Annotated in this window: 19 protein-coding genes; 13 read left to right on the forward strand and 6 right to left on the reverse strand. The window is 65.3% G+C overall.

All coding sequences use genetic code 11. From position 1 onward, the window contains the following. The first annotated feature begins 238 nt into the window (after positions 1-238). The 9 genes from H8F26_RS01900 (at position 239) to H8F26_RS01940 (ending at position 9,297) form a co-directional block, all read left to right on the forward strand. A complete protein-coding gene (locus tag H8F26_RS01900; protein ID WP_197157112.1) occupies positions 239-2,107 on the forward strand; it encodes a phosphodiester glycosidase family protein in 1,869 nt (622 codons plus the stop codon). Between the two features lie 58 nt (positions 2,108-2,165). Then, positions 2,166-2,522 carry an AIR synthase gene (locus H8F26_RS01905; RefSeq protein ID WP_197157114.1) on the forward strand — a complete coding sequence of 119 codons (357 nt, stop codon included), beginning with the start codon at positions 2,166-2,168 and terminating at the stop codon, positions 2,520-2,522. Between the two features lie 66 nt (positions 2,523-2,588). After that, complete coding sequence (gene rpsL / locus H8F26_RS01910; RefSeq protein WP_197157116.1) at positions 2,589-2,963, forward strand: 30S ribosomal protein S12; 375 nt, start codon at positions 2,589-2,591, stop codon at positions 2,961-2,963. A gap of 50 nt (positions 2,964-3,013) precedes the next feature. Next, complete coding sequence (gene rpsG, locus H8F26_RS01915) at positions 3,014-3,484, forward strand: 30S ribosomal protein S7 (RefSeq protein ID WP_197157118.1); 471 nt, start codon at positions 3,014-3,016, stop codon at positions 3,482-3,484. Positions 3,485-3,626: 142 nt separating this feature from the next. Further along, positions 3,627-5,702, forward strand: a complete 2,076-nt coding sequence (gene fusA, locus H8F26_RS01920) for an elongation factor G (protein ID WP_197157120.1) — start codon at positions 3,627-3,629, stop codon at positions 5,700-5,702. A gap of 40 nt (positions 5,703-5,742) precedes the next feature. Further along, positions 5,743-6,972 carry an elongation factor Tu gene (gene tuf, locus H8F26_RS01925; protein WP_197157122.1) on the forward strand — a complete coding sequence of 410 codons (1,230 nt, stop codon included), beginning with the start codon at positions 5,743-5,745 and terminating at the stop codon, positions 6,970-6,972. A 128-nt stretch (positions 6,973-7,100) separates the two neighbouring features. Then, positions 7,101-7,421 (forward strand): 30S ribosomal protein S10, encoded by a 321-nt coding sequence (gene rpsJ, locus H8F26_RS01930; protein ID WP_197157124.1) that lies wholly within the window; start codon positions 7,101-7,103, stop codon positions 7,419-7,421. Between the two features lie 200 nt (positions 7,422-7,621). Next, positions 7,622-8,341, forward strand: coding sequence for an LON peptidase substrate-binding domain-containing protein (locus H8F26_RS01935; RefSeq protein ID WP_197157126.1), 720 nt, complete (start codon positions 7,622-7,624; stop codon positions 8,339-8,341). Between the two features lie 2 nt (positions 8,342-8,343). Further along, the gene (locus H8F26_RS01940) at positions 8,344-9,297 is read left to right on the forward strand and encodes a methyltransferase domain-containing protein (protein ID WP_197157128.1); all 954 of its coding nucleotides are present in this window, start codon (positions 8,344-8,346) and stop codon (positions 9,295-9,297) included. Here the strand turns inward: H8F26_RS01940 and pheA are convergent. Continuing rightward, a complete protein-coding gene (gene pheA, locus H8F26_RS01945) occupies positions 9,294-10,193 on the reverse strand; it encodes a prephenate dehydratase (protein WP_197158910.1) in 900 nt (299 codons plus the stop codon). The genes H8F26_RS01940 and pheA overlap by 4 nt on opposite strands. A 57-nt stretch (positions 10,194-10,250) precedes the next feature. Here pheA and H8F26_RS01950 point away from each other — a divergent pair, with 57 nt between their 5' ends. Next, positions 10,251-10,775, forward strand: a complete 525-nt coding sequence (locus H8F26_RS01950) for a DUF1997 domain-containing protein (RefSeq protein ID WP_197157130.1) — start codon at positions 10,251-10,253, stop codon at positions 10,773-10,775. Here the strand turns inward: H8F26_RS01950 and H8F26_RS01955 are convergent. The 3 genes from H8F26_RS01955 to H8F26_RS01965 all read right to left on the reverse strand — a co-directional run bounded on the left by H8F26_RS01955 (position 10,714) and on the right by H8F26_RS01965 (position 16,413). Further along, positions 10,714-11,424 (reverse strand): ribonuclease HII, encoded by a 711-nt coding sequence (locus H8F26_RS01955; RefSeq protein WP_197157132.1) that lies wholly within the window; start codon positions 11,422-11,424, stop codon positions 10,714-10,716. The two genes, H8F26_RS01950 and H8F26_RS01955, sit on opposite strands and share 62 nt — an antisense overlap. Further along, positions 11,378-13,432 carry an Rne/Rng family ribonuclease gene (locus H8F26_RS01960; RefSeq protein ID WP_197157134.1) on the reverse strand — a complete coding sequence of 685 codons (2,055 nt, stop codon included), beginning with the start codon at positions 13,430-13,432 and terminating at the stop codon, positions 11,378-11,380. The genes H8F26_RS01955 and H8F26_RS01960 overlap by 47 nt, the downstream gene beginning before the upstream one ends. Before the next feature lie 305 nt (positions 13,433-13,737). Beyond that, complete coding sequence (locus tag H8F26_RS01965; RefSeq protein ID WP_197158911.1) at positions 13,738-16,413, reverse strand: TIGR03960 family B12-binding radical SAM protein; 2,676 nt, start codon at positions 16,411-16,413, stop codon at positions 13,738-13,740. A 219-nt stretch (positions 16,414-16,632) separates the two neighbouring features. Between H8F26_RS01965 and H8F26_RS01970 the strand changes: the two genes are divergently transcribed. The 3 genes from H8F26_RS01970 to H8F26_RS01980 all read left to right on the forward strand — a co-directional run bounded on the left by H8F26_RS01970 (position 16,633) and on the right by H8F26_RS01980 (position 19,168). Next, a complete protein-coding gene (locus H8F26_RS01970; RefSeq protein WP_197157136.1) occupies positions 16,633-17,859 on the forward strand; it encodes an LL-diaminopimelate aminotransferase in 1,227 nt (408 codons plus the stop codon). A 209-nt stretch (positions 17,860-18,068) separates the two neighbouring features. Then, positions 18,069-18,338 (forward strand): ATP-dependent Clp protease adapter ClpS, encoded by a 270-nt coding sequence (gene clpS, locus H8F26_RS01975; RefSeq protein ID WP_197158912.1) that lies wholly within the window; start codon positions 18,069-18,071, stop codon positions 18,336-18,338. Beyond that, on the forward strand, positions 18,335-19,168 hold the full coding sequence (locus H8F26_RS01980) for a CPBP family intramembrane glutamic endopeptidase (RefSeq protein WP_197157138.1): 834 nt from the start codon (positions 18,335-18,337) through the stop codon (positions 19,166-19,168). The genes clpS and H8F26_RS01980 overlap by 4 nt, the downstream gene beginning before the upstream one ends. A gap of 9 nt (positions 19,169-19,177) precedes the next feature. On the opposite strand, the gene H8F26_RS01985 is transcribed toward H8F26_RS01980, so the two are convergent. Together H8F26_RS01985 and H8F26_RS01990 are read right to left on the reverse strand one after the other, a co-directional pair. Beyond that, on the reverse strand, positions 19,178-20,035 hold the full coding sequence (locus H8F26_RS01985) for a cell wall metabolism sensor histidine kinase WalK (RefSeq protein ID WP_231605405.1): 858 nt from the start codon (positions 20,033-20,035) through the stop codon (positions 19,178-19,180). Between the two features lie 243 nt (positions 20,036-20,278). Further along, positions 20,279-21,625 carry a transposase gene (locus H8F26_RS01990; protein ID WP_197157142.1) on the reverse strand — a complete coding sequence of 449 codons (1,347 nt, stop codon included), beginning with the start codon at positions 21,623-21,625 and terminating at the stop codon, positions 20,279-20,281. Positions 21,626-21,629: the final 4 nt, after the last annotated feature.

Below are 21,629 nucleotides of genomic sequence, written 5' to 3' on the forward strand. Positions count from 1 at the left end.
GCGACTGCTAAGACCGATGGCGGTATGGCCCCGGCGATACGCAGAACGATCCATCGTAGGGACTGACACTACCGAAGTTGCACCCCTGACGCCGTTCCAATCGCGACCCACCGGTTCCGCCGAGGCACCCGTTGTCGCGGCTGGTTCCACCAGGGACGTCCTGCACGCTCACGGATCCTTGCAGTGCGGCACACCCCATCCATCAGGGTTAGGTTTCCGCCCTCTGCCGCAGCCCGCCATGGTCCTGGCCCCGTTGCTGCTCCTGCTCGCCGCCGATTCCGTGGCGGCCTTGCCCCAGCCGCTGGCCTCGCTACCGGCGCCACCGGTCCTGACTGCTGAATCCACGCGACTTCCGGACGCTCCGCCCACCCCCAGCCGCTCGGCTCAGCCGTGGTTGGGGCAGATCCGATCCGTAGCCCAGCGCGCCAGCACAGGTACGGCCGTGGTGATCAACGGCCAGCGTCAGCAGGCCCGATGGGAATCGCGGCAATCGCCTGCCGGCAGCTCGGAACTGTGGCTGCCGCTGGAGGTTCTCCAGGGGCAACTCGGTGTGAGCAGCCGCACCATCGACGGCGGCACCCTCGATCTGGAGTGGTACGGCCGCCCCTTGGTGGTGCCGGCGGTGGACCAGCGCAGCCTCGACGACGAGGTCGCCGTGAACGTGCTGCCCCTGCTGAACGCGGTTGGGGTTCAGACGCGCGTCGTGGGAGACGCTCTCCACCTGGAATTACCGCCGGCGGCCCTCCTCGGTCTGCGCAGCTCCACCCCAGACGGCACACGCCGGGTCGTTCTCGATCTCAACGCGCCTGCCCTGGTCCGGCAGGAGGGAAGCCGGCTCTTTGTGGCGCTCGAAGGGTCCCCCGACCAGCTCCGCCAGCTCGCCGCCCTGGGCCTTCAACCCCGTGCTCGCAGAGGCGGCGTCGAGCTGGGCGTCAGCGCAGGCACCCGCCTGAGCAAACTCTTCACCCTCGGCACCCCACACCGCCTGGTGGTCGATCTGGCCGGCGATGGCGCCGCTGCCAGCTCCTCGGGTGCCCCTGCCGCCAAGCCTGCACCGATCGATCCACGGCTTCAGGCGCTGCTGGGCCGCGACCTCCGCTGGGATCGCCAGACCCGCACGGTGGCCGGCCGCAATCTGCGGATCAACAGTGTCGTGATGGATCCGGCGGCCAGCTCACTGCAGCTGCGGACCCTCACCCGCAGTGACGGCATGCAGGGACTCAGCTCCCTGTCGGATCTGGCACGCCAGCAGGACGCCCTGGTGGCGATCAACGGTGGCTACTTCAATCGGGTGCGCCGCCTGCCGCTCGGGGCCCTCAAGGAGGGTGGCCGCTGGCTGTCGGGGCCGATTCTCAACCGCGGTGTGATGGCCTGGAGCGGCCAGCAGCTGCCCCAGTTCGGCCGGCTGCAACTGCAGGAATGGGTGATCGACGCCAACGGCAGGCGCACACCCCTGACGGTGCTCAACAGCGGCTATGTGCAGCGCGGCCTGAGCCGCTACACCGCCGACTGGGGAGCCGCTTACCAGGCTCTGAGCGGCTCTGAGTCAGGGGCCCTGATTCAGAACGGTGTCGTGACCCAACTCTTCGACGGCACGGCTCTGGCACGCAGCATCCCCCTGCCCGAGGGCAGTTCCCTGCTGGTGGCCCGCGCCGGAGCGCCCCTTCCCTGGAGTCCGGGGGAGCGTCTGCAGATCGACAGCCGGCCCAGTTCCACCCTTGGGCAGGCCGGCTCTGTCATGGGAGGCGGGCCGTTGCTGCTGCAGAACGGCCGGGTGGTGCTGAACGGAACCGCCGAGGGCTTCGGCGATGCCTTCCTGCGCCAGGGAGCCCCCCGCACCGTGGTCGGCAGCGACGGTCGACGACTCTGGCTGGTCACCCTGGAGGGGGTGGATCAGGCCGGGCCCACCCTCAGCGAAACCGCCTGGGTGCTCCAGCAGATGGGCCTGCGCGATGCGCTCAATCTCGATGGAGGCAGCTCCACCGGGCTGGTCATGGGCGGGCAGCACACGGTCAAGGGCCGGGGCGTGGCGGGCTCGGTGCACAACGGCCTCGGCCTGGTGCCCGGAGGTCGCCCCATGGCCCGGATCGAGACCGCAGCACCCTGAACTCGGGCGTGGGCAACTGGCACACTGGATCCACGCTTAGCCTGTCGCATCTCCGCCCATGCCCAAGGGTCACAGCCTGCGCCTGACGGCGGCGGCGGCGGCAGAACTGGGACGCCAGGCCGCCGTCGCCGGCACCCCCGGGATGATGCATCTGGATCTGATCGACGGCAGCTGCGAGCGCTGGGCGATCCGCCTGCGCCCGGGCCATCTGGCGGGCACGCCGATCGCCCGGGCCGATGGCATCACCCTGTTCGCACCCGCCGACCAGCAAGGGCTGCTGACAGGCCTCAGCCTGGATTACCGCGGCGACCTCAGTGGCGGAGGCTTTCTGATCCGACCCGTTGGCAGCATCCGTGCCTGCGCCTGTGGGGCCGCCTTCAGCCGTTCGTCAGAGGAGCGTCCGACGACCCAGTAATGTGGCGGATTGTCGAAATCGGTCGGACGTCCGACCAGTCCTCCCCGAGAAGCACTAAGGCCCTCGATGCCCACCATTCAGCAGCTGATCCGCACCGAACGGCAGCGCTTGACCCGCAAGACCAAGTCTCCGGCCCTGCGCGCCTGCCCCGAGCGGCGTGGTGTGTGCACCCGCGTGTACACCTCCACCCCCAAGAAGCCCAACTCAGCTCTGCGCAAGGTGGCTCGCGTGCGGCTCACCTCGGGCTTTGAGGTGACCGCTTACATCCCCGGCATCGGCCACAACCTGCAGGAGCACTCCGTCGTGCTGATCCGCGGCGGCCGTGTCAAAGATCTGCCAGGCGTTCGTTACCACATCATCCGCGGCACCCTCGATACCGCAGGCGTGAAGGATCGTCGCCAGAGCCGTTCGAAATACGGCGCCAAGACCCCGAAGGGCTGATCGTTCTCAGACCCTCCTCATCTCCTGCCCCCCGCCCCTAACCCAGGTCCATGTCCCGCCGTAACGCCGCCGAGAAGCGCCCGGTTCTTCCCGATCCCCAGTTCAACAGCCGCCTCGCCTCGATGATCGTGGCGCGCCTGATGAAGCACGGCAAGAAGTCGACCGCTCAGCGGATTCTTTCCGACGCCTTCACGCTGATCAACGAGCGCACCGGCACTGATCCGCTGGAACTGTTCGAAACCGCCGTGCGCAATGCCACTCCCCTGGTGGAGGTGCGGGCCCGCCGGGTCGGTGGTGCCACCTATCAGGTCCCCATGGAAGTGCGTCAGGAGCGGGGCACCGCCATGGCCCTGCGCTGGCTGGTCAATTATTCCAGGGCCCGCAACGGCCGCAGCATGGCTCAGAAACTGGCCGGTGAACTGATGGATGCCGCCAATGAGGCCGGCAGCGCCGTACGCAAGCGCGAAGAAACCCACAAGATGGCCGAGGCCAACAAGGCTTTCGCCCACTACCGCTACTGAGGCGACCCCACGCAGAGATCCTGTTGCGGCCGGATCTCTGGGATGACACGTGTGCCCCATCGGATCGGCCTGCGCCTGACCGTTCGGCCGCTTTGTAAAGTAAGTCCCGCATTTTTCACGCCCCCCTTCGGAGACAGTCCCCGTGGCCCGCGCCTACCCCCTGGAACGCGTCAGAAATATTGGTATCGCTGCCCATATCGACGCGGGCAAGACCACAACGACCGAACGGATCCTGTTTTATTCGGGCGTCGTCCACAAGATGGGCGAGGTGCACGACGGCGCTGCTGTCACCGACTGGATGGCCCAGGAGCGGGAGCGGGGCATCACGATCACCGCGGCGGCCATTTCCACCAGCTGGAAAGACCACCGCATCAACATCATTGACACCCCCGGTCACGTGGACTTCACCATTGAGGTGGAGCGCTCCATGCGAGTGCTGGATGGCGTGATTGCGGTCTTCTGCGCGGTCGGTGGCGTTCAGCCCCAGTCGGAAACAGTGTGGCGTCAGGCGGACCGCTACAAAGTTCCCCGCATGGTGTTCGTCAACAAGATGGACCGCACCGGCGCTGATTTCCTCAAGGTCTATGGCCAGATCAAGGATCGCCTCAAGGCCAATGCCGCCCCGATCCAGCTGCCGATCGGCGCTGAAGGCGAACTGAGCGGCATCGTCGACCTGGTGAAGAACAAGGCTTATATCTATAAAGATGACCTCGGCAAGGATATTGAGGAGGCTGATATCCCCGCCTCCATGGCCGATGAAGTCGCGACTTGGCGTGAAAAGCTGATGGAATCAGTCGCCGAAAACGATGAGGAGCTTCTTGAAGTCTTCCTCGAGACAGGCGAGCTGACTGAAGCCCAGCTGCACAAAGGGATTCGCGAAGGCGTTCTCAAGCACGGCCTCGTGCCGATGCTCTGTGGTTCAGCGTTCAAGAATAAAGGGGTTCAGCTGCTGCTCGACGCCGTGGTGGATTACCTGCCCGCGCCGATTGACGTTCCCCCCATTCAAGGCCTGCTGCCCGATGGCACCGAGGCCCTGCGGCCCTCGGACGACAGCGCTCCCTTCAGCGCCCTTGCCTTCAAGGTGATGGCCGATCCCTTCGGCAAACTGACGTTCATCCGCATGTATTCGGGTGTTCTACAGAAAGGCAGTTACGTACTCAATTCCACCAAGGACAAAAAAGAGCGCATCTCCCGCCTGATCATTCTCAAGGCCGATGATCGTGAGGAAGTTGACGAACTTCGTGCCGGCGATCTTGGCGCCGTTCTTGGCCTGAAGGACACCACCACCGGAGATACACTCTGTGTGGAAAACGATCCGATCATCCTGGAATCTCTCTACATTCCCGAGCCTGTGATCTCGGTGGCTGTGGAGCCCAAGACCAAGGGCGATATGGAGAAGCTCTCCAAAGCCTTGCAGTCGCTTTCAGAAGAAGATCCCACCTTCCGGGTCCGCACCGATCCGGAAACCAACCAGACCGTGATCGCCGGCATGGGCGAACTCCATCTGGAAATCCTTGTGGACCGGATGCTGCGCGAATTCAAGGTGGAGGCCAACATCGGCGCCCCTCAGGTCTCCTATCGGGAAACCATTCGCGCCAGCTCCAAAGGTGAGGGCAAATTTGCCCGCCAGACCGGAGGCAAGGGCCAGTATGGCCACGTGGTAATCGAAATGGAGCCTGGAGAGCCGGGTTCCGGCTTCGAGTTCGTCAACAAGATTGTTGGCGGCATCGTGCCGAAGGAGTACATCGGCCCTGCCGAACAGGGCATGAAGGAGACCTGCCAGTCAGGCGTGATCGCGGGCTTCCCGATGATCGATGTGCGGGTCACCATGGTCGACGGGTCCTACCATGATGTGGACTCGTCGGAAATGGCCTTCAAGATCGCCGGGTCGCTGGCCTTCAAAGACGGCGTCAAGAAGTGCAATCCTGTACTGCTTGAACCGATGATGAAGGTCGAGGTCGAAGTTCCCGAGGATTTCCTCGGTTCGATCATCGGTGACCTCTCCTCCCGCCGCGGCCAGGTGGAGGGGCAGTCCGTCGATGACGGACAGTCCAAGGTGCAGGCCAAGGTACCGTTGGCCGAGATGTTCGGCTACGCCACCCAGCTCCGATCCATGACCCAGGGTCGGGGTATCTTCTCGATGGAATTCAGCCATTACGAGGAAGTTCCTCGCAACGTGGCCGAGGCCATCATCTCCAAGAATCAGGGCAATTCCTGATCTTTTCTCTACTCACTAACCCCCCCGATTCTTCCCTTCCATGGCTCGCGAGAAGTTCGAAAGGAACAAGCCTCACGTCAACATCGGCACCATCGGCCATGTTGACCACGGCAAAACCACCCTGACGGCTGCCATCACCAACGTGCTGGCGTCCCAGGGCATGGCCAAGGCCCAGGCCTACGACGAAATCGACGGCGCTCCCGAAGAGAAAGAGCGGGGCATCACGATCAATACCGCCCACGTCGAGTACGAAACCGACAAGCGGCACTATGCCCACGTCGACTGCCCGGGCCACGCCGATTATGTGAAGAACATGATCACCGGTGCCGCCCAGATGGACGGCGCCATCCTGGTGGTGGCCGCCACCGACGGCCCGATGGCCCAGACCAAGGAGCACATCCTGCTGGCCAAGCAGGTGGGTGTGCCCGCCCTGGTGGTCTTCCTCAACAAGAAGGACATGGTCGACGACGAGGAAATCCTCGAACTCGTCGAACTGGAGATGCGTGAGCTGCTGAGCAGCTACGACTTCCCCGGCGATGACATCCCGATTGTTGCTGGCTCCGCCCTCAAAGCCCTGGAGTACATCCAGGGCGGCAAGAAGGCCGTGCGTGGTGAAGACGAGTGGGTCGACAAGATCCTCGACCTGATGGATGCCGTTGACGAGGCCATCCCCGAGCCCGAGCGCGAGATCGACAAGCCGTTCCTGATGGCGATCGAAGACGTGTTCTCGATCACCGGTCGCGGCACCGTCGCCACCGGCCGGATTGAGCGCGGCAAGGTCAAAGTGGGTGAGACAGTCCAGATCGTGGGCATCCGCGACACCCGCGAGACCACCGTGACCGGGGTCGAAATGTTCCGCAAGCTGCTCGACGAGGGCATGGCAGGCGACAACGTCGGCCTGTTGCTGCGTGGCATCCAGAAGGAAGACATCGAGCGCGGCATGGTGCTCGTCAAGCCCAACTCGATCAAGCCCCACACCAAGTTCGAGGGCGAGGTGTATGTGCTGAAGAAGGAAGAAGGCGGCCGTCACACCCCCTTCTTCGCCGGTTATCGCCCGCAGTTCTACATCCGCACCACGGATGTGACCGGTCAGATCACCGCCTTCACCTCCGATGAAGGTGAGAACGTGGAAATGGTCATGCCCGGCGACCGCATCAAGATGAGTGCCGAGCTGATCTGCCCGGTTGCCATTGAGCAGGGCATGCGCTTCGCCATCCGCGAAGGTGGTCGCACCATCGGTGCCGGCGTGGTCTCCAAGATCGTCGCCTGAACCGGCTTGCCGCCGCTTCTGATCTAGGTTGAAGGGGTCGGGGCCCAAAACCCCGCCCCTTTTTGTGCACCTCGACAACTCACCCCTCCCGCCGACCCTGTCAGGTCGGGTTTCCTGCGCGCCCCTCCATGTCCACTGCCATCGCCCAGCAGAAGATCCGCATCCGTCTGAAGGCCTTTGACCGCCGCATGCTGGATCTCTCCTGCGAAAAAATCATCGAAACAGCCGATCACACCGCTGCCACGGCCATCGGCCCGATTCCCCTGCCAACCAAGCGCAAGATCTACTGCGTGCTGCGCTCCCCCCACGTGGACAAGGATTCCCGCGAGCACTTCGAAACCCGCACCCACCGCCGCATCATCGATATCTACAGCCCCACCTCCAAAACCATCGACGCCTTGATGAAACTGGATCTCCCCAGTGGCGTCGACATTGAAGTCAAGCTCTGAATCTGTCGCGTTCTCAGCCGCTGGATGACCCACCCCCGTTGCCGGTCCGTCCGGTGGCGGGGGTGTTCTTTCTAGGATCAACCATTCTTGACCACCCCGTTGCACGCCTTTCCGCCTGTCCCGAGCCCCTGCTGCACCAGCGCATCCAGCAGCCGTCCAGCTGGAGCGGGGCGACCCTTCACCTGGGCAGGAATCACGGCATGACCAGCACCCCGACCATCCGGGAACTGCCCTTGTTCCCGCTGCCCGATGTGGTGCTGTTCCCGCAGGAAGTGCTGCCGCTGCACATCTTCGAGCCGCGTTACCGGATGCTGCTCAGCACGGTGATGGCTGAGGATCGACGCTTCGGGGTGGTGCGCTGGGATCCTCAGGAGCAGCGCATGGCGTCCGTGGGGTGCTGCGCCGAAATCCTGCACTGCCAGACCCAGCCGGACGATCGCAGCAACATCGTGACCATGGGCCAGCAACGCTTCCGGGTGCTGGAAATCGTGCGCGAAGCCCCGTTCCGGGTGGGCCTGGTCAGCTGGATCGAGGATGAAGTCTCAAGCAGCCACGACGACCTGCAGACGCTCACCGCCGCTGTGACCCAGGCCCTGCAGGATGTGGTCGAACTGACCGGCAAGCTGGTGGGCAAGCCCGCTCACCTGCCCAACGACCTGCCGGATCTGCCCCGGGAACTGTCGTTCTGGATCGGTTCCCATCTGGGTGGCCCCGTGGCCGATGAGCAGCAGGCCCTGCTGGAACTCACCGACACCGGCGACCGCCTGCGGCAGGAATACGAGCTTCTCGACCAGACACGCCGCCAGCTCGCCGCCCGCACCGTTCTGATGGACACCTTCCGCGATCTTGGGGACAGTGAGCCCGACGCGGACTCCGATGGTGATCCAGCAGGAGACTCCGAGCCTGGCGGCCAGGGCTGAACATGGCGAATCTGACCCTGCCCCTCGTGGGGACAGCCCTGCTGGCCGGGGGGCTGGTCGGAGCGTTCTGGCTCTGGCAGCGCCAACGGCGCAGCTTCTCCAGCACCGCCAGCGTGGCGGCGGCCTACGACCGCTGGACCGAAGACCAACTGCTGGAGCGGCTCTGGGGCGAGCACGTGCACCTGGGCCACTACGGCAATCCGCCGCGCCGGTGCGACTTCCGCGCCGCCAAGGCCAGCTTCGTACATGAGCTGGTGCGCTGGAGCGGACTCGACCAGCTGCCGCCGGGCAGTCGGGTGCTCGACGTGGGCTGCGGCATCGGAGGCAGCGCCCGCATCCTGGCCCGCGACTATGGCTTCAACGTGCTGGGCATCAGCATCAGCCCCGCCCAGATCGCTCGTGCCCAGGCCCTCACGCCAGCAGAACTCACCTGCCGCTTTGCGGTGATGGACGCCCTGGCCCTCGATCTGGAGCCCGCCAGCTTCGATGCCGTGTGGAGCGTGGAGGCCGGTCCCCACATGCCGGACAAGCAGCGCTATGCCGATGAACTGTTGCGGGTGCTGAAACCGGCGGGCCTGCTGGCGGTGGCCGACTGGAACCGGCGCGACCCGACCGATGGACACCTGAACCGCGTGGAGCGGTGGGTGATGCGCCAGCTGCTCGAGCAATGGGCCCACCCGGAGTTCGCCAGCATCCGGTCGCTGCAGCACAACCTGGAAACCAGCCCCTGGGGCGGCGGCATCCAGATCACCACCGGCGACTGGAGCCGCCAGACGCAACCCTCCTGGATCGAATCGATCCTCGAGGGTGTGCGCCGGCCGGGGGCAGTGCTGGGCCTTGGCCCAGGCGCCGCCCTGCAGGGCCTGAGGGAAACGCCGACCCTGCTGCTGATGGACTGGGCCTTCCGCACCGGAATGATGCAGTTCGGAGTGTTCCGCGGCCGGAAAGGCAGCTAGGCGGCCTCTGCGTTGGCGGGAGTCGCCGCTGCAGCAGTATCCGCTGAGTCCGCTTCGGCGAGGCTGGTGATCGGATAGGCCCCGAACAGCATGACGTGCTCACACAGGGGCCGCAGGCGGTCCAGAGCACGCTCCAGCCGGGCAGTGGCGTCGGTGGGATCCGACGCGATGAACTCCAGATCGACAAAGAAGATGTATTCCCCCATCTCCCGTTTGGATGGGCGCGATTCGATCCGGCTCATGTTGAGACCCTCGGCGGCGAAGCACTGCAGGGCCTCCAACAGCGCGCCGGGGCGATTGGCCTGCAACGAGAAGGCGAGGCTGGCCAGCGCACCAGTCCGGGCGCGGGGACCGCGGCGCAACAGCAGAAAGCGGGTGCAGTTGCCCGGCACATCGTTGATCGGATAGGCCAGCACCTCCAGACCGTGCTCGGCGGCGGCTTCGCGCGACGCAATGGCTCCGCGGAAGCGACTGCCGGCCACCAGCCGGGCCGCCTCGGCGGTTGAGCTGGTCGGCAACTGCACAGCTGCCGGCAGCTGGGCCGCGAGCCACTGGCCGCACTGGGCCAGGGCCTGGGGGTGGGAGAGCACTTCGCTGATGTCGGCCAGGCTGCCGCTGCCCATCAGCGCGTGGCGGATGGGCAGCACCAGCGCCCGGGCAATGGTGAGATCGGGATGTTCCCACAGCGCATCCAGGCAGGTGGTGACACCACCTTCCACCGAGTTTTCCACCGGCACCACCGCCGCCTCACAGTCCCCATCGGCCAGGGCCCGGATCACAGCACGGATCTCCCGCTGCGGCACCAGCTCAGGATCGGCGATGCCCTCCAGGCGCGCCAGATGCCCGGCCGCCTGTTCGCCGTAGGTGCCCGTCGGACCAAGGAAGGCAAGGCGCATGGGCTCGGGACTGCTCACGGTGGACCGATAAGATCATGCCGCGTCGGCCTGCCGGCCATGTCCGTGGCCTTCAGCGCCAGCCAGTCGCTGAAACTGTCCCTGCCCGCCGAGGACTGCGATCGGGTCGGGCTGCTGCCCCCCTATCTCGACGATGAGGAGCGCGTCATCGGCGCCTTGCTCGATCCCAGTCAACTGGAACGATTGGAGGCGGGTCGCTACCGCTACGCCGTCACTCGGCTGCAGGTGTTCCAACTGCAGATTCAGCCGGTGGTGGTCCTGCAGGTGCGGCGCCAGCCTGGCAGGATCGAACTCAACGCTATCGACTGTGAGCTGGAGGGGCTGGGCCTGATCGACGACTTCCAGCTCACCCTGCAGTCGTGGCTGGAGGCTGCGGACACCGGTCTGGAGGGGGAGGCCACCCTGGCGGTGACCGTGAGCCAGCCGCCGCTGCTGAAGCTGATTCCCACCAAGGTGCTGGAAGCCACTGGTCACTCGGTGCTCAGCCGCATCCTGCTGGGCATCAGAACCCGGGTGGGGCAGCAGCTGCTGGGGGACTTCCGCGACTGGTGCACGCAGGCTTGAGAAAACTGCGGCGGTGCAGCGCGGTGGGGCCCAGCCGCTGCAGGGCCGCGCGATGCTGCGCAGTGCCATAGCCCCGGTGCCGTTCGAGGCCATAGCCGGGGAACTGCAGGGCCAGCCGTTCGAGCAGGGCATCGCGGCACTGCTTGGCGAGCACGCTCGCCGCCGAAATGGCCGGGCAGCTGGCATCGCCGCCCACCAAAGCGCGCTGCTCACCGGACCAGCCCCGCAGGGGCAGGTTGCCATCCACGAGCACGAGCTGGGGCCGCCTGGGCAGGCGTTGCAGAGCGCGGTGCATCGCCCGCTCCGTGGCCGGCCGGATGCCATACCGATCGATCTCGGCAGCACTGGCCTGACCGAGTGCCCAGGCGAACGCCTCGGCCTCGATCAGCGGCACCAAGGCAGCGCGGCGGCGGGCCGTGAGCTTCTTGCTGTCGGTGAGCCCCGCAGAGACCAGAGTCTGGAATGCCTGGGCCGGCAGGATCACCGCCGAGGCGAACACCGGGCCGAACAGGCAGCCGCGTCCCACCTCGTCCACGCCAGCACAGACGAGCGGATCGCGATCCTGCCAGGACTCCGGCCGCTGCGGCACAATGGCACCGAACTCAACCGCTGGCAGAGGAGCGGCGGCGGCGGCGGCGGGGCTCGCCATTGTCCTCGGGTTCCGCAGCGGCTTCGGCGGCAACCGCCACGGGAATCGCCACGGCCACGGGCTCAGCAACGGCCGCTGACGAACGGCTGCGACTGCGGCGAGGGGCTGGATGGCTGGAGACGGAATGGCTGGGCACGGTCACCGTGACCACGTCTTCGGGACCCTGATCAACGGGCAGGGGCGTAATCGCCACCGAGGCCGGTCCGATCGGGGAGGACTCGCTGACGATCGAACCGGCACCGACCTGGGTCGCCAGCGGAGCGGCATCCCCATGGCTGCGGCCGTTGCCGCTGGCGTCACCGCCTCGACCACGGCGGCGACGGCGCGGGCCGGAGGCCGCCATCTGCTGGCGGGCCTCCTCCAACACCAGTTCGGGATCAACACCTGGACGGGCGATCCGCACCACAACGTTGTCGGAAGCAGGGGGCGAATCCAGCAGCAGGGAGGGATTGAGGCCCATCCAGCCGTACACCAGCTCCTGATCCGGCTCCATCGGCACCACCACCACCTGGGGCTCCTGGCGCCGCGGGCCGGACTCTGTCGCCGAAGACGGGATGGCAGCCGGAACCTCGACCGGAGCCGCGCCCTCGGAGCTGTCCTCGATGGCGCTGGGAAAGGTGGTCAACTCAGGCAGCTCACTGCCGGAAGCCGCACGACCGCCCCGGCCTCCACGCCGCCTCCGGCCACTGCCACCGGCCTCCGCGGCTCCGGGACTGGCCACCTCTGCCCGGGCCGATGCCGCCGAACGCACCAGACCGGTCATCGTGGCCAGGGGCTGGAGCGTGTCCTGGCCGGGCAGCACCGCCACGTGGCCAAGACCGCCACAGCTGGGGCAGGCGCGGCCGAACAGCTCGTAAAGATTCTGGCCCTGCCGTTTGCGGGTGAGCTCCACCAGGCCCAGCTCGGTGAGTTGGGCAATCTGGGGACGGGCCGCATCGTGGCGCACCGCATCGGTGAAGTACTCGAGCAACTGCAGTTGATCGCGGCGCGAGTCCATGTCGATGAAGTCGATGATCACGACCCCACCGATGTTGCGCAGCTTCAGCTGGCGGGCAATTTCAACCGCCGCCTCACAATTGGTCCACAGCACCGTTTCCCGGGCGTTGGCGGAACGGGTGAAGGAACCGGAGTTCACATCGATCACAGTGAGCGCCTCGGTGGGCTCGATGATCACGTAGCCGCCCGAGGGCAGATCGACCCGGGGCTTGAGCGCATCGCGGATCGCCGCATTGACGCGGAAGTGCTCCAGGATCTCGCCGGGCTCCTGGTGAAATTCGACCAGGAGATTGGCCTGATCCGCGCCCAGGAAGGCATTGACCCGCTCCACCGCTTCGTGGGTGTCGACCACCACCCGCACCACCTCAGGCGTGTAGAGATCGCGCAGCACCCGATGGACGAAATCCTCATCCCGGTTGAGCAGGGTGGGCGGACTGGCGGTCTCGGCGGCCTGCTGGATGCCTTCCCACTGGCGCAGCAGGGATTCGAGGTCGTCGATCAGCAGATCTTCGCTGACGCCCTCGGCTTCGGTGCGGATCAGCAGGCCAGCGCCGGGGGGCTTGATCAGGACGCCGAGTGCCCGCAGGCGGTTGCGCTCGTTTTCGCCATTGATCCGGCGGGAGATGTTCACCCCCTGGCCGTGGGGCTGGAGCACCAGAAAACGCCCCGGCAGCGTGAGGTTGCCGGTCAGGCGTGGGCCCTTGGTGCCGGTGGGTTCCTTCATCACCTGCACCAGCACGGTCTGGCGCGGCGCCAGCAGCTCGGTGATGCCGGCAGCCCCCTTGCGGAGCCGGAGTGGACCGAGATCGGTGACGTGAATGAAACCGTTCTTTTCGCTCTCGCCGATGTTGACGAAAGCAGCGTCGATCCCGGGCAACACGTTTTCGACGGTGCCGAGATAGACGTCACCAATCTGGTAGCGGCCCTGGGCCACGACCAGTTCATCAACACGCTCGTCGTTGAGAACCGCGGCGATCCGCAGGTGCTCGGCAATGACGATCTGCTGGGGCATGGAAAAATTCTGGGCTCGAAAGAGCGCCGCCAAGGGTGAATCGACCCGCCCCTCAGAGGACCCTGCGAGGCGATGGCGCGTGCGTCAGCACGCCGGTGGGACTGTCAGCGGAACGGCAAGCCAGCGACAGCCCATCCGGAAGAAATTGAAGACGCAGACGCGCTGCGTCAGGCGAGCCGCGGAGGAACGTCCGGGGAAGTGGGTCGCAAGGGAGCGACTTGTTCGAAGAAACGTTCTGGAAGGGGATGCTCGATCCGACCGTCGTTGGGGAGACCGGCGAACTTTTCTGCCGTCCTGCAGGCAAATTAGCACGCTCGCAAGATCAGCCCCTGCCGCTGGGTTCTGGAGGCCCGCAGTCGACAGCCCAAAGCCTCGCCAAGCCAGTGGATCACCTGCTCCGGCCGCAGACTGCGCCCCTGGGAATCCACCCAGGCCCGGACAGTCACGACCGCTTCAGCGGCATTCAGGCCGGCGTCAGCGCTGGTGTCCACGGCGAGGTCGAACAGATAGGGCCGGCAGTCCCGCTGCCGTGGTCGGCCTTTTTTATCGGTGTCCTCCCAGAGGAGCGCATCGGCCTCCAGCAGCGCCGCCACAGCCTCCTGCCAGCGCTGCCATGGCACCGGCTCCGGCTCCACGGGGCTGGCCGTGAACCGCCACAGGGCCGCTTCGACCTCCTGGGACAGGCTGGGGCCGAACACCGGCACCTCCCCTACCGAGAGCAGGAGGAACTCCGCAGGCAGCTCAACCTGCAGCGCCTGGCGCACCGCCGCCGGATCGCAAGCCTCGGTGAACTCCAGATCCATCCATTCCCCCAGTCCTTCCACCCCCAGCGGCAACGAGAGCGCGAACTGCAGCCGGGGCAGGGGGTGAAACCCACCGGTGAAACTCACCGGCAGACCGCTGCGCCGCAGGGCCCTCTCCAGCAGCCGCACCGTGTCGAGATGGCTGATCAGGGCCAGGGAGCCGATCTTGGCGAACCCGAAGCGCAGCCGGAACACCCGCTCGCTGGCCGGGGCGCGCTGTGCCTCCAGGGGGGGAATCGGCGGCGGCGCGATCACCACGTTATGACCCAGTTCCGGCCCGCAGACACCGCAGCTGCTGCAACCGGCGAAGGAACAATCCGGCACCACCAGGGCCGCCAGGGCCCGTTGCAGATCCTCGGCCAGCCAGCGCTTCTCCAGCCCCGCATCGATGTGATCCCAGGGCAGGGGCTGGGCGCAGAACGCCTCCAGGTCCTCGACCGAGAGGGCCTCGGCGCTGCTCCAGGCCCCCATCTCCAGGGCCCTGTAGCGGCCCTCCAGGCCGGCCGCCTCGATGGCGGCGGTCCAGGCGGCATGGGTGCGATCGGCCGACTCGAACCAGGCATCGAGGCCGGCGCCGGCCCGCCAGGCCGCCTCGAGCACAGGCGCCAGGCGTCGATCGCCGCGGCCAACGAAATCCTCGATCGCCGAGAGGCGCACATCGGTGAAATTGGTCTTGATGCCGCGCAGCTGGCGCAGGGCGGAGCGCAACAGCTGCTGACGCCGCACGAACTCCGCGGTGGAGACGCTGTGCCACTGGAAGGGCGTGTGGGGCTTGGGCGTGAAGTTGCTGATCGTGAGGTTCAGCTCCAGCCGGCCCAGATCGGCGCAGTCGCGTTGCAGGGCGCGGCAGGTATCGGCGATGCCGAGCACATCGGCATCGGTTTCACCCGGCAGACCGATCATGAAATAGAGCTTCACCTTGCGGTAACCGCTCTGCATCGCCGTGCGAATGCCCCGCAGCAGCTCCGCGTCGGTGAGGCCCTTGTTGACGATGTCGCGCAGGCGCTGGGTCCCGGCCTCCGGCGCAAAGGTGAGCCCCCCCTTGCGGGTGCCGCCGAGGATATGGGCGATGTTCTCGTCAAAGCGATCCACCCGCTGGCTGGGCAGGGTGAGGCTCACATTGCGCTCGGCCAGCCGGTTGCGCAGTTCCACACCCACCGCGGGCAGGGCCAGGTAATCGCTGCAACTGAGCGAGAGCAACGAGAAATCGCTGTAGCCGGTGCGGCGCATCCCCTCCTCCACCGCCTCGATCACCGCCTCGGGTTCGACATCGCGGGCCGGACGGGTAAGCATGCCCGGCTGGCAGAAGCGGCAACCACGGGTGCAGCCGCGCCGGATCTCCACCGTGAGGCGGTCGTGCACCGTTTCGATGTGGGGCACCAGCCCCATGGCGTAGTGGGGCATCGGCGTGGCGGTGCGGCGCTGGATCCGTCGCGGCAGCCCTGGCTCCAGGGGCTGCAGGCTCACCCCATCGGCAGCTGGGCCGTAGAGAGCCGGCACGTAGACACCCGGCACCTGGGCCAGATCGCGCAGCAGGGCGCGGCGGCTGAGGCCGGCGGCACGGGCCTCCGCCACCACCAAGCCGATCTCCGGCAGCAGCTCCTCGCCATCGCCGAGGGCGACGAAATCGAAGAAGGCGGCATAGGGCTCGGGGTTGCTGGTGGCCGTGGGACCACCGGCGAAGATCAGGGGCGGCGCAGCGGGATCATCCAGAGGCAGATCTCCCCGATCGACGGCGCGGATCGGGATGCCGGCCAGCTCCAGCATCGTGAGGATGTTGGTGCCGCCCAGTTCGTAGCTGAGGCTGAAGCCAAGGATGTCAAAGGCCGCCAGGGGGCGGCGGCTCTCCACCGCGAACAGGGGCTGCCGCCGCTGCCGCAGCCGGTCGGCCAGATCGGGGGCAGGCAGGTAGGCCCGGTCACAGAGCTGAGCGGGAAGGGAATTGAGAATCGAATAGAGAATGATGTGGCCGGTGTTGCTCGCCCCCACCTCGTAGACCTCGGGATAGGTGAGGGCCCAGCGCACCCCAGCCGCTCGCCAGTCGCGCTCCCAGTCGCGCGGCATCACCCCCAGCTCGTTGCCCAGGTAACGGGCAGGCTTGCTGATACCCAGATCGACCAGGGCATCGAAATCGATCGGGGCAGAGCCAGGGTCGACAGAGACAGCTCGGGCAGGCACTGCGTCGTCAGCAACAGCCGTGGCGGAGGAAGCGGTGGAAGGCACGGCGGGCACGGCTTGGCAGAGCTTGATGCTATGCAGCGCCGCAGACGGCACCAGAGCCGGTGCTCTGCCAACGCCCCCTGGCGCAAGCCTGAGGAGAGCTGCCCTGCTGCGATCGGCCACTGCCGTAGGACAATCCCGCCAGCGACTCCAGCTGCGGCGCAGCCCTCTTTTGCCATGGTTCAGGTCAACGGCAACTACCTCAAGCTCAAGGCGGGCTATCTGTTCCCCGAGATCGCCCGACGGGTCAAGGCCTTCAGCGAGGCCAACCCCGAAGCCGCCATCATCCGCCTGGGCATCGGCGATGTGACCGAACCGCTGCCCGAGGCCTGCCGCATTGCCATGAAGGCCGCGATCGACGCGATGGGCACCCGCGAGGGCTTCCACGGCTATGGCCCGGAGCAGGGCTACCTCTGGCTACGGGAGAAGATCGCCGCCACCGACTTCCAGGCCCGCGGCTGCGCGATCACGGCCGAGGAGATCTTCGTCTCCGACGGCTCCAAGTGCGACAGCAGCAACATCCTCGACATCCTCGGCGAGGGCAACCGCATCGCCGTGACCGATCCGGTGTATCCGGTGTACGTGGACAGCAACGTGATGGCCGGCCGCACCGGCGACGCCGATGCCGCGGGTCAGTACGGCGGGCTCACCTACCTGCCGATCAATGCCGAGAACGGCTTCACTGCTCAGATCCCCAGCGAAACGGTGGATCTGATCTACCTCTGCTTTCCCAACAACCCCACCGGCGCGGTGGCCACCAGGAAGCAGCTCAAGGACTGGGTCGACTACGCCCGCGCCAATGACGCCCTGATCCTGTTTGATGCCGCCTACGAGGCCTTCATCCAGGACCCCTCTCTGCCCCACTCGATCTACGAGATCGAGGGGGCACGGGAGTGTGCGATCGAGTTCCGCTCCTTCTCCAAGAGCGCCGGCTTCACCGGCACCCGCTGCGCCCTCACCGTGGTGCCCCGCGGTCTGATGGGCACCGCCGCCAATGGTGAGAAGGTGGAGCTGTGGGGCCTGTGGAACCGGCGCCAGTGCACCAAGTTCAACGGGGTGAGCTACATCGTGCAACGGGGTGCCGAGGCCGTGTATTCACCCGAAGGGCAGACCCAGGTGAAGGACCTGATCGACTTCTACATGGAGAACGCCGCGATCATCCGCCGCGAACTCAGCGCCGCGGGACTGCAGGTTTACGGCGGCGAGCAGGCCCCCTACGTCTGGCTGAAGACCCCCGAGGGCGTGGATTCCTGGGGCTTCTTCGATCGACTGTTGAGCCAGGCCCATGTGGTGGGCACCCCCGGCAGCGGCTTCGGTGCCGCCGGCGAGGGCTACTTCCGCCTCTCGGCCTTCAACAGCCGCGCCAACGTGGAGGAAGCGATGCGCCGGGTGCGGGCCCTGTGAGTCAGCTGATCTCCAATTCGGTCCTGCGACCGCAAGGCCAGGGCGAATCGATACAGTTGGCCCAGGTCATGCTGGAGTCCCTCATGACGCCTCCTTCCCTGGTGCTGCCTATGGCCGATGCCTCCAGGATCCACGCGTTGGATGCTGCCGCCGGCGCCCACTGGCACGCCACCGCCACACCCAGCCGTTCCCCCGGCGGAGCGGCTGTGATGGAAAAGACGACGGAGCGAGTGCGCAAGCCCTCTCCCCGGTACAAGGTGCTGCTGCACAACGATCCGGTCAATTCCATGGAATACGTGGTGACGACCCTGCGCCAGGTGGTGCCCTCGCTCAGCGAGCAAGACGCGATTGCCGTGATGCTGGAGGCCCACAACACCGGCGTGGGTCTTGTGATCGTCTGCGATCTGGAGCCTGCGGAGTTCTACTGCGAAACCCTCAAAGGCAAGGGGCTCACCAGCACGATCGAACCGGAGACATGAGCCTGGCCGGTGCCGCCGGCCCCTGGCGCTGGCTGGCGGGGCTGCTCTACGTGCCCCTGCTCTACGGAGCGGGATGGCTCCTGGCTCTGCCCCTGCCTCTGGCGCCGGCGGATCGCCCCTTGGTCGGCACCGCCTTCACCCTGGCCCTGTTCCTGCTCAGCCTGCCCCTCTGGGTGGGTCGGATGTGGCGGCAGCCGGCCCCCTGGACGACGCTGGGGGTGCTCGGCCCCGCACCAGCTGTACTGCGGGCGTTGCTGCGCGGCCTGTTGAAGGCCCTGCTGCTGCTGCTGGTCCTCAGCCTGGCCCTGGTGCTGGGCGGCTGGGCCCACTGGCAGGGAGGCGTGGCACTGAGTGAATGGATCAACGCCCTGCTGCTGATGCTTGGGGTGGGCTTCGCCGAGGAACTGGTGTTCCGCGGCTGGCTCTGGGGGGAACTCACCCAGCTGCTGGGGGGCAGCCGCTGGGCAGGCCAGAGGGCCCTGCTGGCCCAGGCGGTTCTGTTCAGCCTGGTGCACACCCGTTTCAACCTGGGGCCGGCGGCGCTGCTGGCCCTGCTGGGGGGACTGGGGCTGCTGGGTCTGGTGCTGGGCCTGCAGCGCCGCGCCGATGGGGGCCTGCTCTGGGGCGCCATCGGGCTGCACGGCGGCCTGGTGGGGGGCTGGTTTCTGCTGCAGGGCAGCCTGCTGCAACTATCCAGCCAGGCCCCGGCCTGGCTGGTGGGTCCGGGGGAGGTGGCACCCAACCCGATCGGTGGGCTGGTGGGATGGCTCGGCCTGGGGGCACTGCTCTGGGTGCGGCGGCGCTGGTGGGCCCATCAGGCGCGCCCCTGACTGATGGACTTACCTGGGAAAGCTGACCCTCAAGGTTGTGCCCTCCCCGGGCTGGCTCTGGGCTGCAATGGTTCCATGATGACGATGGACGATTTCCTGGGCAATCGCCAAACCCAGACCTGTGCCTCCCATCGCGCGGGAACGCGACTTTTCAACGCGGTAAAAGCGTTGAAATAAATGGGGCAGATGCTCTGAAGAGATGCCAGGCCCGGTATCACTCACGCTGACCTGAACGGAGCCCCGCTGAGCAACAGCTGTCACGGTGACAGTTCCCGAAGCGGGGGTGTGTTTCACAGCATTATCCAGCAGATTCAAAAACAATCGAATCAGATGATCTGGACTTCCCTGAATCTGGAGATCAGGGGCCAGATCAGTGATCAATTGAATTCGACGAAGATCTGCCAACGGCTGAATCTGAGCAGCAGTCGCTGCCAACAGATCCTTCAGATCAATCAGTTCAAAACCACCTTTGTCGTGATTCTGATCGAGGCGTGAGAGGAGCAACAGGTCATTGCTGAGACGAATCAGGCGATCGACTTCCTGTTCAATCGCCTGGAGAGTTTCCACATACGTCTCTGCGACACGGGATTGACTCAACGTCACCTGCAAGCGCCCTTTCAAGGCCGTCAGGGGAGTTCTGAGTTCATGCGATGCATCGGCCGTAAACCGTCGTTCATGCTCAAACGTCGCTTCGAGAGAATCCAGCATCTCATCGAACAACGTGGCCAGCCGCGCCAGCTCATCGTCGGTAGTGCCGTGATAGCGGATCCGCTGAGTGAGGTCACCACTGATCCTGACCTTTTCTGTCATTCGAGTGATTTCACCAACTGGCTTGAGTGCGCGGTTGGCCAAGAATAAGCCGCCCATTCCAACCATACCAAGAAGGACGGGAAGCTTTAGGAGATTTCGCTTAAACAGTGCGTGCAAGGTAGCATCAGCCGACTGGAGAGACTGAGCAACCATCAACCATCCAGATCTTTGGCCATCCGCTGCCACAACCTCCTTCGTAGGGACTCCTGAAAAAGATTCTCGGCCCATCGGCGCCGGATTCGTCCGTTTGCTTCGCGTTAATCAGGCCGGCAAGCGCGGTGACATCAAGTGGGCCAGATCTCAAAAGGCTGGCTTGCAGATGCCCTCAGGCGCTCTGATCGCTGACCAGGCCATAAGAAAGCTGTAGATCCACCCAAAAAGAACGACAAAAAAGAGGCGCAGCAGCCTCAAGACCTTCTCCGCGCACATCACGACAAAGGCCATCGAGATGGAGGATTCGGCACCAGCTGGTAGACGAGCCTTGATCAGATCCAGCGAATACTTGCGCTTTCCAGAGCCAAAGACGCCTTCCACTTCATTGCGTCGTGCTTGATCGGATCGGAGCTGCTGCTTGTGTGTAGTAGTGACATCAGGATCCTTGGGCGGGCGGCCCAATCGCTTGCCGGAGAGGCGAATGCCGTTCCTCGTGCAGAAATGCCTATTCTTGGCCGTGATGTAAATCCGGTCGGCGCAGATGCGCTCTGGGTATGATCCTGTATCCAGCTTGTATTTTTCCGCCTGAGCGATCAGGTCTTCTCCTTCGTTGTAGGGGTTCCAGCTGATGCGGTGCAAGAACGGAAAGCCGTTTTGAACCGAAACGCTGATCTTGGCACCAAACTCCACCGCAGCACGTGCCTTGCCTCGCACCATTGGGCGGATATGGGTCTGCACAAGATTCACCAGGCGATCTGGAATGCTGTTGGTCCGAGAGTCGAGCAGAAGGCTCTGCTGCCGCTCCAGCTCGCTGCAGGCCAGTAACTTCTGCCACCAATGCCTCTTGAGCTCGGAAAGCCTTGCCCCACAGTCGATCAGAGCGTCAATAGCCTTGAGATTCTGGCGCACATAGCCAAGCTGATGTTTAATGGAAGCCTTCACCTTGCGTCGGCGTGGCCGTTTCTGCTTCGCGACTCTGAGGAAATGAGCACGAGCAAGGCCACGGTCGTAGCGCGGTCGATGTCTCCTGAATCCCGATGACTGACTGCACAGATTATCAATGACTCGCTCGGTCGTTGTGCGAGCCTCGTTGAGGAGCTTGAGGTCTCTGGGATAGGTGATGTCGGCAGGAGTGCAACTGGCATCAATCGTGAGAGTGCCCCAATTCTTTCCTTCTGGCCAGTCAGCAGGCTTGATCAACGCATCAAGTTCTAGCTGAGCGCCTCCTCCACTCGAATCACGATCATCATGGTCGTCATCGTCTGCTGCCTGAGCAAGTGCTTCCAGAAGGATCTCTTTGCCGCGCTGCACTACCAGCTCATTGATACGGCGCAGATCCTCATCAGAAAAGCGTTTGCGAAAGTGCACCATCATCGAGGCATCAAACGGTGCTTTGGCTGTGTAGCCCGCAAAGCCGAGAAAGAACTGTCGAGTCGCCCACAGGAACTTCCCCCGCAGGCGCTCACAGAACCGGACGTGACACTCTCGCGTCATCCGG

Origin of the sequence: Synechococcus sp. CBW1006 (assembly GCF_015840525.1) — a bacterium.
Taxonomy (GTDB): Bacteria; Cyanobacteriota; Cyanobacteriia; order PCC-6307; family Cyanobiaceae; genus CBW1002.

Excerpts from the sequence above, each read along its gene's own strand:
- H8F26_RS01960 (WP_197157134.1), bottom strand. The coding sequence starts at position 13,432 with ATGCCCCAGCAGATCGTCATTGCCGAGCACCTGCGGATCGCCGCGGTT.
- H8F26_RS01980 (WP_197157138.1), top strand. The coding sequence starts at position 18,335 with ATGAGCCTGGCCGGTGCCGCCGGCCCCTGGCGCTGGCTGGCGGGGCTG.
- H8F26_RS01985 (WP_231605405.1), bottom strand. The coding sequence starts at position 20,035 with ATGGGCGGCTTATTCTTGGCCAACCGCGCACTCAAGCCAGTTGGTGAA.
- rpsJ (WP_197157124.1), top strand. The coding sequence starts at position 7,101 with ATGTCCACTGCCATCGCCCAGCAGAAGATCCGCATCCGTCTGAAGGCC.
- H8F26_RS01950 (WP_197157130.1), top strand. The coding sequence starts at position 10,251 with ATGTCCGTGGCCTTCAGCGCCAGCCAGTCGCTGAAACTGTCCCTGCCC.
- H8F26_RS01940 (WP_197157128.1), top strand. The coding sequence starts at position 8,344 with ATGGCGAATCTGACCCTGCCCCTCGTGGGGACAGCCCTGCTGGCCGGG.
- clpS (WP_197158912.1), top strand. The coding sequence starts at position 18,069 with ATGGAAAAGACGACGGAGCGAGTGCGCAAGCCCTCTCCCCGGTACAAG.
- tuf (WP_197157122.1), top strand. The coding sequence starts at position 5,743 with ATGGCTCGCGAGAAGTTCGAAAGGAACAAGCCTCACGTCAACATCGGC.
- H8F26_RS01935 (WP_197157126.1), top strand. The coding sequence starts at position 7,622 with ATGACCAGCACCCCGACCATCCGGGAACTGCCCTTGTTCCCGCTGCCC.
- H8F26_RS01970 (WP_197157136.1), top strand. The coding sequence starts at position 16,633 with ATGGTTCAGGTCAACGGCAACTACCTCAAGCTCAAGGCGGGCTATCTG.
- rpsL (WP_197157116.1), top strand. The coding sequence starts at position 2,589 with ATGCCCACCATTCAGCAGCTGATCCGCACCGAACGGCAGCGCTTGACC.
- rpsG (WP_197157118.1), top strand. The coding sequence starts at position 3,014 with ATGTCCCGCCGTAACGCCGCCGAGAAGCGCCCGGTTCTTCCCGATCCC.
- H8F26_RS01955 (WP_197157132.1), bottom strand. The coding sequence starts at position 11,424 with ATGGCGAGCCCCGCCGCCGCCGCCGCCGCTCCTCTGCCAGCGGTTGAG.
- H8F26_RS01905 (WP_197157114.1), top strand. The coding sequence starts at position 2,166 with ATGCCCAAGGGTCACAGCCTGCGCCTGACGGCGGCGGCGGCGGCAGAA.
- H8F26_RS01900 (WP_197157112.1), top strand. The coding sequence starts at position 239 with ATGGTCCTGGCCCCGTTGCTGCTCCTGCTCGCCGCCGATTCCGTGGCG.
- H8F26_RS01990 (WP_197157142.1), bottom strand. The coding sequence starts at position 21,625 with ATGACGCGAGAGTGTCACGTCCGGTTCTGTGAGCGCCTGCGGGGGAAG.
- pheA (WP_197158910.1), bottom strand. The coding sequence starts at position 10,193 with ATGCGCCTTGCCTTCCTTGGTCCGACGGGCACCTACGGCGAACAGGCG.